Origin of the sequence: Desulfotignum balticum DSM 7044 (assembly GCF_000421285.1) — a bacterium.
Classification (GTDB): domain Bacteria; phylum Desulfobacterota; class Desulfobacteria; order Desulfobacterales; family Desulfobacteraceae; genus Desulfotignum; species Desulfotignum balticum.
On sequence record NZ_ATWO01000001.1, the window covers coordinates 3,436,852 to 3,450,883 of the forward strand.

Genomic DNA, 14,032 nt, shown 5'->3' on the forward strand with positions numbered 1-14,032 from the left:
TCTTTGCCCTAGCCTGCGTTTTTGCTGGTTTGTGTATGCGATTTACGGTTTAGCCTCGTTCTCATCCATGACATCGGAGTCGGTTTCATCTGCCGTATCATCGGCTTCGGGTTGTTCCTCTGCTTCGGGTTGTTCCTCTTTTTCAGAAAGATGTGGGGAAATTTCCGCAGCCGCCTGTTCTTCCATCAATCGCTTTTTTGCCTGTGCAATGGTCGCGTCGGCTTCCTCCTCGGAAACTCCCATCACGGACGCCAGTTCTTCCGGTGACGTTTCCACGATATCCATCAAAGAGGCGTATCCGGACTTGAATAAAATTTCCGCCATGGGCAGACCGACATTTTCCAGTTTCATGAGACTGTCATACCCGAGTTTGACTTCCCGGCTGTATTCTTCTTCAGACGTCACTTCCAGATGCCACCCGGTAATTTCACAGGCCAAAGACACATTCTGGCCTCCCTTGCCGATGGCAATCGACAGATATTCATCATTGACAATCACTTCCATGGACCGGTTGTCCTCATCGATAATCACACGGGAGATTTCAGCAGGAGACAGGGCATTGCAGACAAAACGGGCCACATCCGGACTCCATTGAACAATATCGATTTTTTCTCCCCGAAGCTCCTGAACAATATTCTGGACCCGGTTTCCTTTCATTCCCACACAGGCCCCCACGGGATCCACATCGGAATCCGTGGATGACACGGCAATTTTCGCCCGGACACCCGGTACCCGGGCCGCTCCCTGAAGTGTCACAATACCCTCGGCCACTTCCGGGACTTCGGTTTTAAACAGTTCCATCAAAAACTCCGGATGAGTCCGGGACAAAAGGATCTGAGCCCCTTTGGACTCTTCCAGAACATCCAGCACATACGCACGGATCCGGTCTCCCCGTTTGTAATTTTCCCTGGGCATCTGCTCTCTGGGCCGCAGCACCGCTTCCGCCTGCCCCAGATTGACAATGATGCTGCCCCGGTCAAACCGCTGGACGATCCCGTTGATGATTTTACCTTTTTTATGAATAAAATTTTCATACACGGCATTGCGTTCAGCTTCCCGCATTTTCTGAATAATCACCTGTTTGGCGGACTGGGCCGCGATGCGGCCGAACTCTTCCGTGTCAATCCGGATCCCTAAACTGTCTCCGATCTCGCACTCGGGATCAAACTCATACCCTTGTTCCAGAGTCAGTTCATTGTCCGGAAATTCCACTTCTTCCACCACTTCCTTAAAATGGAACACTTCGACCTCACCGGTTTTGCCATCATAGTGCACCTCGATGTCCGCACGTGGACCCAGTTTTTTTCTGGCTGCGGAAACAATGGCTTCTTTGAGGGTATTTATCAATACCTCGGGGTCAATGCCTTTTTCACGGCTGACCTGATCGATCACTCTTTTAATATCTGTGATAAGCATGGTTAAGCGTTCTCCATTTTACCGGCCTGCAAGGTTTGCCTTGTAAATCTGCAGATCCGGGATTTCTACCCGTTCACCATCCACCTCGATCACGACTGCATCTTCTTGTATCTGTTCAAGTGTGCCGGTAAATCTTTTTTTCCCCTGGATGGATGCCCTGGTTTCTATTTTAATCTGACTGCCCTTGAACCGGTGAAAATCCTGTTTTTTCTTCAATGGCCGGTGGGGTCCGGGCGATGATACTTCCAGACGGTAACCGCCCATGTCCGGGAGATGCACATCCAGCAGATCCCCCAGTTGGCGGCTGATAGCCGCACAATCTCCCAGAGTGATACCACCGGGCTTATCCGCATAGATCCGAATGATGGTCTGACGATTCCAGGTAACCGTCTCCACATGAACCAGTTCAAACCCTTCCCCTTGACACAAGTCTTCCGCCACCTGTGTAATCAGGTTCACATGCTGTTTACTTTTATGACTCAAATCCATTCTCTAATCTGCACCCGAACCCCTTTGTTTAAAATACAAAAACGGGCAGATGCCCGTTCCTGTTCAATATTCAACTAAATCTTCGCCCTTCCCGACTCGGCTTGGATCATACCCGTTTCATTTCCATCACTGGAACTTTTCTGCCGGCCAACACCTTTACTGCAAGGTGGAGCGGGCAACGAGACTCGAACTCGCGACATCAAGCTTGGGAAGCTTGCACTCTACCACCTGAGTTATACCCGCATCACCGGCAATGTATAACAATACCCGTTTCTTTTGTCAATACCCCGTGTGTTATTCCGGCAGGTCCGCATGAAACGCTTTTACCAGACGGCTGGAAATGGCAGCATGAAGCTTGCGTATATGCTTCTCCATCAAGGTTTTATTTTCAGAGCGATACACGATTCGAAAGGACAAGGACTTTTTTCCTTCGGCCAGAGGGCTGCCTTCAAACAGGTCGAACAAATACATGTCTTCCACCAGAAATTCTTTTTCTGCAATGGTTTTCATTTGGCCCATAACATCCCCCACAGGAATCTGCCGCTCCACGATCAGTGTCACATCCTGGGAGATGGAAGGATATCGCGGCAGAGGTTTGGCCTGTATTTGGTCCGGCATATGGGCCATCACCGCCGACAGATCCAGTTCAAACACATAGGCATCCTGTTTAAGTCCGAAACTTCTCAACACCGGGTGGCTCAGTTTTCCCAGAACACCGATATCCCCCTGTTTGTGGATCTTTGCACCGTAACCGGGTTCAAAATAGGGACAGGCAGCTTCATCGATCCGTGTGAAAATCACCTCTTTAATCCCCAGTCCTTCCAGAAGATCTTCAATGGCCCCTTTGAGGTCAAAAAAATCCACGGGCTGTTTTTTGGCGTACCAGGTTTGCCGGGTCCGGTTACCCGTGATCAGTCCGGCCAGCATTTCCACTTCGTCGGGCAATGCATTGGCATCTGTATTGAAAAAGGTTTTGCCGATTTCAAACAGCCGCAGGGTATCTGTCTGCTGGGATGTATTTTTCCGCATATTTTCCAGCAGGCCCGGTAAAAGAGACGTCCTGAGCACGGACATCTGATCGGAAAGCGGGTTCAGAATCTGCACCACATTTCGGCGGGTATCGTTTTCCGACAACCGCAGCCGGTCACAGAAATCTTTGGCAATAAAATTGTAATTAATGGCTTCAGAAAACGACAGGCCGTTGAGTATATTGCGGACAGTCCGGCGTGTCAGGATCACCGGATTTACGGGACGGCCCTTGGCCGGCACCGGCGGATATGTGGTGTCGATCCGGTTATATCCCCATAACCGTGCCACTTCTTCAGACAGGTCTTCCGGCCGGGTGACATCCACACGAAAGGTGGGAACAGAAACCATCAGACAGCCTTTTCCGGCCGGCTGCACCTTGAATGCCACTGATTCCAGAATCCGGGAAATCTCCTGGACGGACAGATCGGTTCCCAGACGAATGTTCATGGCAACCGGGTCCAGTTCAATACAGACCGGCACCACCGGTTCCGGACAGGCATCAATCATGTCCTTTGCCATGGCCGCATCCCCCAGATCTGCCATCAGGGCCATGGCCCGCTGCAACGCATACACCGTGCCGTCGGGATCCACGCCCCGTTCAAACCGATGGGACGCATCCGTGGCAATCCCGGTCCGTTTGGCGGTCCTTCGGATGGAAACCGGGTTGAAGCAAGCGCTTTCGATCAAAACCCGGGTGGTGGTTGGAGCGATTTCCGAGTTCTCGCCGCCCATGACTCCGGCCAGGGCCACCGGTCGCTTGCCGTCACAGATCATGAGCATATCTGGATCCAGACGGTGTGTTTTGCTGTCCAGGGTGGTAAATTCCTTTTCATCTCCGGCTTTTTGAACCACGATACGCCCGTCGGCCAGATTGTCGTAGTCAAAGGCGTGCAGGGGCTGCCCGGTTTCCAGCATCACGAAATTGGTCACATCCACCACATTGTTGATGGGCGTCAGTCCCACGGATTCCAGCCGGCGCCGCAGCCAGAAAGGAGACGGTCCCACGGTCACATCAAACAAAAGACCGGCACAATATCGGGGACACAGGTCCGGATCCTTGATATCCACCCGGGCATGATCATGAATGGATGTACCGGTTAAGCGCTGCGGTGCCGGGGTCACATCCGGCTTGACAAGCTTCTGGTTCGGCTGGACAAAAGCCCCCGCTTCTCTGGCCACCCCCATCACGCTCAGGCAGTCGGGACGGTTGGGCGTCAAATCGATTTCAAAAACGGTATCGGCAAAATCCAATGCCTGATTCAACGGTGTTCCCGGAACATACTCTCCGGACAGATCCATGATGCCTGCGGCGTCCGTATCTAAACGAAGTTCGGCGCCCGAACAGAGCATCCCTTCCGACACCTGGCCCCGAAGCTTGCTTTTTTTAATTTTCACATCTCCGGGGAGGATGACCCCCGGCAACGCACAGGCCGAATACATACCCGGCCTAACATTGGGCGCACCGCAGACAATATGGGCCGGGGTACTGTTTCCGGTATCCACCACACAGCAGCTCAATTTATCCGCGTCCGGATGTTTTTTGACCTCCAGTACTTTGGCAACCACAATATCCTGAAGATACGCATACAGATTTTCAATCGCATCCACTTCAAGGCCGGCCATGGTCAGTTTCGAAGCGATCTCTTCGGGTTCAAGATCCAAAGCGATATATTCTTTTATCCAGCTCAGCGTGACTTTCATAATTAAAACTGCCCTAAAAAACGCATATCATTCTCGAAATATTTTCGGATATCATCAATGCCGTATTTGAGCATGGCCATCCGCTCGATACCCACACCGAACGCAAACCCGGTATATTTTTGGGTATCATATCCCACATTTTCAAACACGGCCGGATGAACCATACCGGATCCCAGAACTTCCAGCCAACCGGTTTTCGAACACACCCGGCATCCTTTTCCCTTGCAAATCACACACTGGATATCCACTTCCGCACTGGGCTCGGTAAACGGAAAATAACTGGGTCGGAACCGCAACGCGGTCTGACGGTCGAAAAACTGATGGACAAACGTGGTCAACACCCCTTTTAAATCACCAAACGATATCTGCTCATCCACCATCAGGCCTTCGATCTGGTGAAACATGGGGGTGTGGGTCAGATCAGAGTCACAACGAAACACTTTACCGGCGGATATGATCCGAACCGGGGGCTGTGTTTTTTCCATGGTCCGGGGCTGAGACGGAGAAGTATGGGTCCGCAACACGATATTGTCCGACACATAAAAGGTGTCCTGCATGTCTCTGGCCGGATGATACTTTGGGATATTCAATGCTTCGAAATTATAATAATCGGTTTCCACTTCAGGGCCTTCTGCGATGTCGAATCCCAGACGCATGAAGATATCGGATATCTCATCCAGCACCCGGGTGATGGGATGAAGGGCTCCATACCCTCGCCTTCGACCCGGCAGGGTCACATCAATGCCTGAACTTTTACCTGTTTTGGCTGTCTGAATCCGGGATCGGGCCTGGTGGATCGATTTTTCCAGTTTCATTTTAAGCAGATTGGCATTTTTCCCGGCATCCGGGCGCTGATCTTCGGGAAGAGAAGAGATCCCCCGCAAAAAAGCGGTTAAAATCCCCTTTCGCCCCAGGTACCGGACAGAAACCATTTCCAGATCTTCTAAAGTGTCTGCGGACTGAACCTCTTCAAGTGCCTGATTTTCTATGTTGTGGATCTGATTTTGCAAAACATCCCCCTTGATGGGCCTGTTCAGTTCAGCCGGGCAGATGCCTGGGAAGCCAGCTGGGAAAATCCGGCCGGATCTGAAACAGCCAGGTCGGCCAGTACTTTCCGATCCAGTTCACACCCTGCCAGCTTCAGGCCATGAATGAACTGGGAATAGGACAGGTCATTCATTCTGGCACCCGCATTGATTCGAACGACCCACAGTTTCCTGAAATCCCGCTTTTTTGCCCGCCGGTCCCGGTATGCATACATCAATGCCTTATCAACCGAATCCGCCGCAGTTCTGAACAATTTGCTTCTGCCGCCCCGGAACCCTTTGGCCAGTTTCAGCACCTTATTTCTGCGGCGCCGTGCTTTAAACCCTCTTTTCACTCTCATGGTATCAAAACTCCTTAAAAATTCAAAAATTCAGTACGGCTTGCGCCACGTGCCGCCATATTCACAGGGCACCGACGATTTTTATTATTCTCACCCATTGGGCAGCATCCGCCGGACTTCTTTCATGTCAGATCCGGCAACCATCTGATCTAAACGAAGCGATCGTTTCCGTTTGGTGGTCTTTTTGGTCAAAATATGGCTGGCATGGGATTTTCTGAACTTGTACTTCCCGGATCCAGTCTTTTTGAACCGTTTGGCTGCTGCTCGGGTGGTTTTAATTTTGGGCATTTTACATCTCCTTGTCCTAAAAAAGGCTTGGCTGTTACAAATTACAAAAAAAAGAGACAAAGATGCATACGCCAAAACGCAGTACACACCCTCATCCATTTCACTATGGATTGATGATCTTTTACAGAATGTCTGATTGAACAGGTATCCGGCCTATTTCGGGGCAAGCAGCATGGTAATCACCCGGCCCTCAAATCGAGGAAACTGTTCAACCACAGCAAATTCCGAGGTCAGATTCACCACTTTTTCCAACACGGCATTGGCCTGTTCTTTGAGCACCACCTCACGCCCCCGGAATACCAGTGTAATCTTGACCTTATCATTGTTGCTGATAAACTTTTCAATGTGCCGGGCTTTGGTCGCCAGATCATGGTCGTCGGTTTTCGGTCGGACCTTTATTTCCTTGATCTGTGTGGTTTTCTGCTTTTTTTTGGCTTCCTGTTTCTTTTTGGTCTGCTCGTATTTGAATTTTCCATGATCCATGATCTTGCAGACCGGTGGTTTTGCATCCGGAGACACCTCCACCAGATCCAGGGCCTGATCTTCAGCAATCCTTAAAGCTTCCGCCAGGGGCAGAATACCTATCTGTTCCCCGTCGGCGCCGATCACACGCACCTCTTCAGCTCTGATTCCCTTGTTCACATTCGATTGATCCTGTCGTCCTTGCTTAGATATTTTTCACCTCCTGATAAAAATCCAATCCATTATTATCGTGCATGTATGTATATTTTTTGATATCAAACAAGCATAACCTTGCCATTATAAAGATCAAGTTGACAAAATGCAATATTTATTTGCCCGACCCGTGCTGTTTCTGATCCCGCACATATTGCTCAAGCAGGCTGTTTTTCCAGTATTGATTCCCTTTTTTATTGAAAAAATTATAAAAAAGATCAAGACTTTTTCTGCGGCAGACCCCTGTTTTTACCTGTACCCGGCAATTTTTATAAAGCAGGGGCAATGATGCCAGGTCACATACCGTCCCCCCGCCCATCGGGTCTTCAAACGCATAAACGATTCGGGGTATCCCGGTCAGTATAATCGCTCCAAAGCACATCAGACACGGTTCCAGCGTGCAATACAACGTACATTTTTCCGGCATCACCGGATAAGGGCATGATTCCAACTGTCTCAGCGCACGGATTTCCGCATGATCCACCTCGCTGATGATGGCGCGTCGACCCGGCTCCGGGATGGTTCCATTCCGGGCTCCCCGGCTGATGATCCGATTTTCCTGAACGATCACACACCCAACGGGAAACTCCCCCTGCTCAAGGGCTGCCGCTGCCTGGGCCAGGGCAGACAACATAAAGACGTCATCGCTGTCGGCATTTTTATGGCTGTGCGTTGAATCCATTATTATTTCTTCTGGTTCCCTTTTTCCCGCATTTCTTGCTTTTTTTTTAAAATGTAGTATTTTATACTATCTTGAAAAAACTGCAATAAGGATTTATGGAAGCGTTATCAAAAAAATTAGCTGAAGCCCCACCGAACCTGAGCATCAGAGAAAGTTTTCAAAAGCGGGAGCAGGATTTTCTGTCCCCCTATGGCACTTTGAGCCGGCACGTCACCCGACGGCTTTCAGAAACATCCGTCTGTAATATACGGACCCCGTTTCAACTGGATCGGGACCGGATCGTTTATTCCAATTCTTTCCGACGGCTCAAGTATAAAACGCAAGTCTTTCTTTCACCGTTGGGAGATCATTACCGGACCCGGCTGACCCACACCCTTGAAGTGTCGGAAATTGCCAGAAATATCGCCCGGGCCATGCGCATGAATGAAGACCTGGCAGAAGCCGTGGCACTGGGCCACGACTTGGGTCATACCCCGTTCGGACATGCCGGAGAAATTGCACTCACTGAAGTCCATTCCCCGCATTTCACCCATTCCAACCAAAGCCTCAGGGTCGTGGACACCCTCGAAAACAAAGGCCGGGGACTGAACCTGACCCGGGAGGTCAGGGACGGGATTCTCAAACACTCCAAAGGATTCGGCAACATCATTCCCGCCGTGGCCGGTGAGACGGCGGTCACCGTGGAAGGACGGATTGTCCGGATAGCCGATATCATGGCCTATCTGAATCACGATCTGGACGATGCCCTTCGAGGCAAGGTGGTCACCATGGATGAAGTGCCTGACATCTGTCTGAAAAAACTGGGGAAAACCCATTCCGTCCGGGCCAGTACCATGATCGAGAATCTGGTGAGTCACAGTGGCCCGGAAAACGGCAGATTCATTCTGGAGCTTGGACAGGACATTTTCAACGCCATGACCATTTTAAGAAAATTTCTCTATGAAAAGGTTTACCGGTCTCCCGGGGTGCACAATGAATTTGTCAAAGCCAAAAAAATTATTGAAGGACTGTATCGGTACTTTGTTGTCCATCCCGATCACTTGCAGCTGGAACTTGAAAAAATGGAAATGGCTCCCTGGGATGCTGAAAACAACAGCTTGAAACGATCGGTCTGCGATGTGATTGCCAGCATGACCGACCGATATGCCTTAGAGATCTATTCCAAACTGTTTTTACCCAATCCTCTGGTATAGTCTTTGAGTCCATAATGATCCCACATAATTTTTCTTCTCTGATACAGCTGTACGAAAACATGGACCGATCCTATGACCGGGTGGCGGACCGATATAATTTTCATTGCGACGGGTGCAGTGACAATTGCTGCACCTCTTTGTTTTTCCATCATACCTTTATTGAAAAAGCGTATCTGATTCAGGGATTTTTGCAGATGACGTCAACGCTTAGAAAAGAGATTCAAGACAAAGCCGCCGACTATGTCAGACAGACTTTTGCCCATGACAAGGCCGGCCAGCCCCTGAAATTGATGTGCCCGCTCAACCACAAAGGCCGCTGCACCCTGTATATATACAGACCCATGATCTGCCGGCTCCATGGATTGCCCCATGAACTGCACCCGCCCGGACGTCGGGTGATCCGGGGGCCGGGATGCGATGCCGGGCAGTTTGCCACCCGAGACTATATTCCTTTTGACAGAACGCCGTTTTATACCCAAATGGCGGCCCTGGAACAACAGTTCAAAAAGCAACAAAATCGGACCGGCCGTATCCGGGAAACCATTGCCCAGATGTTGCTCGATCCCGGGAACTGAAACCAACACCCGCCCCTAAATTTTTCTTGATACATTACCGGGAAAAGGTGTTTCAGGCATACAGATCAAAATTACAGCACTCCCCGGGGCATGGGCGGGACATTTTCCCCGCCCAGCACAAAACCGCCGTCCAGGCGGAGGACGCTGCCGGTCAGATAAGGGGCGTCCTGAATCATGAACAGACAGGCCTTGACCACATCCTCGATGGTGCCGGTCCGCCCGGCAAGGGTATGATCCACCAGGGCCTGTTTTTCCGCCACAGTGAGCACCTGTTCCCATCCCCTTGTCCCCTGGGCATGACGGGTCTCGAATAACCCCAGCATCAGTTCGTTCACCCGGACATTGGGGGCACCCATGCGGGCCCAGGTTTCAGTGAGGCTTTGAATCCCTTTGTTGGCTGCCGCATACCCGTCATTGAACACCAGGGCCGCCGGGCCGGACCGGCCGGTGATGGCTGCCACGGAAGACAGATTGACCACCACGGCATCTTCAGATGCCTTGAGCAAAGGAAACATGGCATCAAACACCCAGCGCTTGGCTTTCAGGGTGGTTTCGATTTCCAGATCCCATTGTTCTTCCACATACGGCCCGTGAACTGCGGGCCACCCCCCCCGTTCAATATTGTTGACAAGAATATCCAGTCTGCCAAACCGCTTCCGGATAAAATCTGCAATTCGAGACACCTGATCAATCTGGCGCAAATCCGCTGTCAGTATGTGATGTTCTGCACCGGTATCGGCAAAATCCGCCTCCATCCGGTCAAATGCATCCTCCCAGTCATGCCGGGTCAAAATTAATTTGACTCCCCGTTCCGCCAGAGCCAGACCGATCCCTTTTCCAATCCCTTTGACCGCTCCCAGTACCAATGCGATTTTATGGGTCTCATCCATTATTTTATCCTGCTGTTCTGTTAAAATTGATCCATGACAATACCAAACAATTGATACCGCACCCATTTCAACCCTAAATCCAGCAACGCGTCATCACAGGTGCGAATTTTACCCATGATCAGCCCGGGCACAGCCAGCCCTTCCAGCAAATTCATACTGAAAATCTGCCGGCGGAATTCATCCAGATTATATAAAGACAGATAAAACAGATTTGACTGATCATCAGAAAGCGGACCGGGCATAATGCTGTTTTTCAGACGGATCAGTTCCATGAGCTTATCATTATTCATGTTATGCTGCGCCACATCCTGACCCGCCAGCCACTGACCCACAGTCTGGGTGCCCTTAACGCTGAATCCTTTGCAATGCGCTTCTTGGATGAGGGCATAATATTCACGGATTTCACCAGACTCACGGGACCGGGATATGGCCCGGGCCAGGGGATACAGCCGGCAGGATGCCGGCCGGTCCGGATAAACCAAACAGCCGGTCTCTGTCACAAACGGGCAGGCATATCCGGTGGCCGGACTGAATTTCAATGTCACCACAGGCAGGCCCGAGGCCGGTCCAAAATGCCGGACCGTATATGTTTGTAAAAACGTCTGGGATGACAGGTGCAGATGATTTTTAAGCCGCAGCACATCATAAGGCGTCAACACCTGATCCAGATCCCTGCAACAGTCGTTAAAGCATACATTGTCCGGTCCACAGGCAAAACTCATTGGATCATCTAAACCAACCGGTGTCATATCCCGGGTCATGGTGTCTCCTTAAAATTACAGCGTGTTAAAGCATGGTGGTACAACCCCGGACAACCTATCAAAAATCAATATTTTTTACCATCAGATTTATCCGGTCGGACCTGTCTATATATAACGTAGCGGCATTTAGTTAATCCTAACATATGGACGTGTCTGATGAAACCTTAAGTAATTGAAAAATCTCATGCATCTTTTTTTAAAAAATCTTGACAAAAACTATATGCCAGTGCTATTGCCATAGCATTTATTTGATGCCTGCAATTATTTGACATGTTTCAGAAGATAAAAGTGGTTGCAGACGTTTGAAAAATATCAGAACAGGGGGTGTCCCTGGTTCTGAATTTGATATAAAACATAGTTGCACAACGGTATTGTGCTTTTTTGATTAACTTAACGTATGGAGGTATTCTAAATGCCGACTTTTGTAATCACAGAAAAATGTGACGGCTGTAAAGGCGGGGATAAAACAGCATGTATGTACATCTGCCCGAATGATCTGATGGTTCTGGATCCCAATGAAATGAAAGCGTACAATCAGGAACCGGATCAGTGCTGGGAATGTTATTCCTGTGTAAAAATCTGTCCGTCCCAGGCCATTGAAGTCAGGGGCTACAATGACTTTGTCCCCATGGGCGCATCTGTTGTTCCCATGCTGGGAACCGAAGATGTCATGTGGACCTGCAAGTTCAGAAATGGTGTGGTAAAACGGTTCAAGTTCCCCATCAGGACCACCCCTGAAGGAGAAGCCAATTCCTATGATGATCTCAAAGGAAAAGATCTGAATTCCGGCCTTCTGTCCACAGAAGAAGCGGACGGGCGTAACTTCCCGACCCCCACGGAACTGGCATAGTTTAAACCGTTTCCCAAAAACAAATTCTGATACTTATTATTTTGGAGGTATATAATGGCATTACCGAACAAACCAGTTGGAGAACTTAAAGCAGTTAGAGACCCGGAAGTTGACAAAAGAGATGTTGACATTCTGATCATCGGCGGGGGTATGGCTGCCTGTGGTACTGCTTTTGAGATCAAGAAATGGGCCGACGAAGGCACCAAAATCCTGCTGTGCGACAAAGCCGCTCTGGAAAGATCCGGCGCTGTTGCCCAGGGGCTTTCCGCCATCAACACCTATATCGGTGAAAACAAAATTGAAGACTATGTCCGCATGGTCAGAAACGACCTGATGGGAATCGTCCGTGAAGACCTGATCTATGACCTGGGCCGTCACGTGGATGACTCGGTTCACCTGTTTGAAGAATGGGGTCTGCCGGTCTGGAAGAAAACCGATGACGGCAAGAACATGGACGGTAAAAAAGGCCTGAAGCTCGGGAGCCTTAAATCCGGTGCCACCCCGGTTCGTACCGGTAAATGGCAGATCATGATCAATGGTGAATCCTACAAGAGAATCGTTGCGGAAGCCGGTAAAAAAGCGCTGGGTGAAGACAACATCATTGAACGGTGTTTCATTGTCGAACTGCTCAACGACAAAGAAGATCCCAACCGCGTTGCCGGTGCTGTGGGCTTCTCTGTGCGGGAAAACAAAGTCTACATCATCAATGCCAAAACCATTGTCTGCGCCTGCGGTGGTGCGGTGAACGTTTACCAGCCCCGCTCTGTTGGAGAAGGAAAAGGCCGTGCCTGGTATCCGGTATGGAATGCCGGCTCCACCTACACCATGGCCCTGCGCGCCGGTGCCGAACTGTCCATGATGGAAAACCGTTTCACCCCGGCCCGTTTTAAAGATGGTTACGGCCCTGTGGGCGCCTGGTTCCTGCTGTTCAAGGCCCAGACAGTCAACGGACTGGGTGAAAACTATGCGGCCTCTGACGAAGCCAAGGCTGAGCTGGAAAAATATGCCCCTTACGGCACGGCAGCAGTAACCCCCACCTGTCTGAGAAACCATCTCATGATGAAAGAGTATAAAGAAGGCCGCGGGCCTATCATCATGAAAACATCTGATGCCCTGGCAAAACTGGGTGAGACCATGAGCAAAAAAGAGCTCAAGCACCTGGAATCAGAAGCATGGGAAGATTTCCTTGACATGTCTGTGGGTCAGGCCGGTCTGTGGTGCGCCACCAACACCGAACCTGAGAAAAAAGACTCAGAAGTTATGCCCACCGAACCGTACCTGCTGGGATCTCACTCCGGCTGCTGCGGTATCTGGTGCTCCGGTCCGGAAGAAGACTGGGTACCGGCGGATTACAAATGGGGCTACAACAGAATGACCACCGTACGCGGACTGTTCACCGCCGGTGACGGCGTGGGCTGCTCCGGTCATAAATTCTCTTCCGGTTCCCATGCCGAAGGCCGGATCGTTGCCAAATCCATGGTTCAGTACCTGAAAGCCGAAGGCGACAAGGTCACGGGATTCAAGGAAACCGATCAGGAGCTGGTGGATTACGTTTATAAACCGGTGAGAAATTACCTGGATCACTGTGCGTATACCACAGCCCAGGACATCAACCCCAACTACTGCAAACCGGCCGGTATGGCCCTGCGTCTCATGAAGATGACCAATGAGTACGGCGGTGGTATCGGCACCTATTACATGACTTCCGGCAAAAACCTGGAAGTTCTCATGGACCTGTTTGAAATGTTCCGTGAAGACCTTGAAAAGATTGGCGCCGGTGACCTGCATGAACTGATGAGAGCCTGGGAAATCACCCACCGTCTCTATACGGTTCAGGCCCATACCCGTCATATTCAGTTCCGTGAAGAATCCCGGTACCCGGGCTTCTACTACAGAGGCGACTTCATGGGTCAGAATGATGACGAGTGGTTCTGCTTCACCAACTCGACTTACAACAAAGAGACCAATGAGTGGAGCCTTAAGAAGGTTCCGTATGTCAAGATCATTGCCGACTAGTGGTGACATCTGATCTGACACATATGTGATTGGCATGACCATAACCTCCAGGTGCCGGCAGTCCGGTGCCTGGGGGTTTT

General features: G+C 50.4%; 14 protein-coding genes and 1 tRNA gene. 4 read left to right on the forward strand and 11 right to left on the reverse strand.

Annotated elements, in window-relative coordinates:
• Positions 1-42 precede the first annotated feature (42 nt).
• The 9 genes from nusA to K365_RS0117390 all read right to left on the reverse strand — a co-directional run bounded on the left by nusA (position 43) and on the right by K365_RS0117390 (position 7,667).
• Entirely contained in the window at positions 43-1,416 is a 1,374-nt protein-coding gene (nusA, locus tag K365_RS0117350) for a transcription termination factor NusA (protein WP_024335610.1), read from the reverse strand.
• An 18-nt stretch (positions 1,417-1,434) separates the two neighbouring features.
• Positions 1,435-1,905 (reverse strand): ribosome maturation factor RimP, encoded by a 471-nt coding sequence (gene rimP, locus K365_RS0117355; RefSeq protein WP_006967058.1) that lies wholly within the window; start codon positions 1,903-1,905, stop codon positions 1,435-1,437.
• 167 nt (positions 1,906-2,072) lie between these two features.
• Positions 2,073-2,148, reverse strand: a tRNA-Gly gene (locus K365_RS0117360).
• Between the two features lie 51 nt (positions 2,149-2,199).
• Entirely contained in the window at positions 2,200-4,635 is a 2,436-nt protein-coding gene (gene pheT / locus K365_RS0117365; RefSeq protein WP_024335611.1) for a phenylalanine--tRNA ligase subunit beta, read from the reverse strand.
• A gap of 2 nt (positions 4,636-4,637) precedes the next feature.
• Positions 4,638-5,645: a phenylalanine--tRNA ligase subunit alpha gene (gene pheS, locus K365_RS0117370; protein WP_006967056.1), complete on the reverse strand. Its 1,008-nt coding sequence runs from the start codon at positions 5,643-5,645 to the stop codon at positions 4,638-4,640.
• A gap of 23 nt (positions 5,646-5,668) precedes the next feature.
• A complete protein-coding gene (gene rplT, locus K365_RS0117375) occupies positions 5,669-6,022 on the reverse strand; it encodes a 50S ribosomal protein L20 (protein WP_006967055.1) in 354 nt (117 codons plus the stop codon).
• A gap of 90 nt (positions 6,023-6,112) precedes the next feature.
• Positions 6,113-6,310, reverse strand: coding sequence for a 50S ribosomal protein L35 (gene rpmI, locus K365_RS0117380; RefSeq protein WP_006967054.1), 198 nt, complete (start codon positions 6,308-6,310; stop codon positions 6,113-6,115).
• Positions 6,311-6,463: 153 nt separating this feature from the next.
• On the reverse strand, positions 6,464-6,985 hold the full coding sequence (infC, locus tag K365_RS0117385; RefSeq protein ID WP_051069385.1) for a translation initiation factor IF-3: 522 nt from the start codon (positions 6,983-6,985) through the stop codon (positions 6,464-6,466).
• Between the two features lie 115 nt (positions 6,986-7,100).
• On the reverse strand, positions 7,101-7,667 hold the full coding sequence (locus tag K365_RS0117390; RefSeq protein WP_024335612.1) for a nucleoside deaminase: 567 nt from the start codon (positions 7,665-7,667) through the stop codon (positions 7,101-7,103).
• A gap of 95 nt (positions 7,668-7,762) precedes the next feature.
• On the opposite strand from K365_RS0117390, the gene K365_RS0117395 reads away from it, so the two are divergent.
• The gene (locus K365_RS0117395) at positions 7,763-8,860 is read left to right on the forward strand and encodes a deoxyguanosinetriphosphate triphosphohydrolase (protein WP_006967051.1); all 1,098 of its coding nucleotides are present in this window, start codon (positions 7,763-7,765) and stop codon (positions 8,858-8,860) included.
• 14 nt (positions 8,861-8,874) lie between these two features.
• Positions 8,875-9,435 (forward strand): YkgJ family cysteine cluster protein, encoded by a 561-nt coding sequence (locus tag K365_RS0117400; RefSeq protein ID WP_024335614.1) that lies wholly within the window; start codon positions 8,875-8,877, stop codon positions 9,433-9,435.
• A gap of 71 nt (positions 9,436-9,506) precedes the next feature.
• On the opposite strand, the gene K365_RS0117405 is transcribed toward K365_RS0117400, so the two are convergent.
• Positions 9,507-10,325, reverse strand: coding sequence for an SDR family NAD(P)-dependent oxidoreductase (locus tag K365_RS0117405; protein ID WP_006967049.1), 819 nt, complete (start codon positions 10,323-10,325; stop codon positions 9,507-9,509).
• A gap of 20 nt (positions 10,326-10,345) precedes the next feature.
• Complete coding sequence (locus tag K365_RS0117410; protein ID WP_024335615.1) at positions 10,346-11,086, reverse strand: YkgJ family cysteine cluster protein; 741 nt, start codon at positions 11,084-11,086, stop codon at positions 10,346-10,348.
• Between the two features lie 412 nt (positions 11,087-11,498).
• Between K365_RS0117410 and aprB the strand changes: the two genes are divergently transcribed.
• Positions 11,499-11,936 (forward strand): adenylyl-sulfate reductase subunit beta, encoded by a 438-nt coding sequence (gene aprB, locus K365_RS0117415; RefSeq protein ID WP_006967047.1) that lies wholly within the window; start codon positions 11,499-11,501, stop codon positions 11,934-11,936.
• Between the two features lie 54 nt (positions 11,937-11,990).
• Entirely contained in the window at positions 11,991-13,952 is a 1,962-nt protein-coding gene (aprA, locus tag K365_RS0117420; RefSeq protein ID WP_006967046.1) for an adenylyl-sulfate reductase subunit alpha, read from the forward strand.
• Positions 13,953-14,032 lie beyond the last annotated feature (80 nt).

What these genes read in the sequence shown, in the direction of transcription:
- nusA (WP_024335610.1), bottom strand. Translation starts at nt 1,416, where the DNA reads ATGCTTATCACAGATATTAAAAGAGTGATCGATCAGGTCAGCCGTGAA.
- rimP (WP_006967058.1), bottom strand. Translation starts at nt 1,905, where the DNA reads ATGGATTTGAGTCATAAAAGTAAACAGCATGTGAACCTGATTACACAG.
- pheT (WP_024335611.1), bottom strand. Translation starts at nt 4,635, where the DNA reads ATGAAAGTCACGCTGAGCTGGATAAAAGAATATATCGCTTTGGATCTT.
- rplT (WP_006967055.1), bottom strand. Translation starts at nt 6,022, where the DNA reads ATGAGAGTGAAAAGAGGGTTTAAAGCACGGCGCCGCAGAAATAAGGTG.
- rpmI (WP_006967054.1), bottom strand. Translation starts at nt 6,310, where the DNA reads ATGCCCAAAATTAAAACCACCCGAGCAGCAGCCAAACGGTTCAAAAAG.
- K365_RS0117390 (WP_024335612.1), bottom strand. Translation starts at nt 7,667, where the DNA reads ATGGATTCAACGCACAGCCATAAAAATGCCGACAGCGATGACGTCTTT.
- K365_RS0117395 (WP_006967051.1), top strand. Translation starts at nt 7,763, where the DNA reads ATGGAAGCGTTATCAAAAAAATTAGCTGAAGCCCCACCGAACCTGAGC.
- K365_RS0117400 (WP_024335614.1), top strand. Translation starts at nt 8,875, where the DNA reads ATGATCCCACATAATTTTTCTTCTCTGATACAGCTGTACGAAAACATG.
- K365_RS0117405 (WP_006967049.1), bottom strand. Translation starts at nt 10,325, where the DNA reads ATGGATGAGACCCATAAAATCGCATTGGTACTGGGAGCGGTCAAAGGG.
- K365_RS0117410 (WP_024335615.1), bottom strand. Translation starts at nt 11,086, where the DNA reads ATGACCCGGGATATGACACCGGTTGGTTTAGATGATCCAATGAGTTTT.
- aprB (WP_006967047.1), top strand. Translation starts at nt 11,499, where the DNA reads ATGCCGACTTTTGTAATCACAGAAAAATGTGACGGCTGTAAAGGCGGG.
- aprA (WP_006967046.1), top strand. Translation starts at nt 11,991, where the DNA reads ATGGCATTACCGAACAAACCAGTTGGAGAACTTAAAGCAGTTAGAGAC.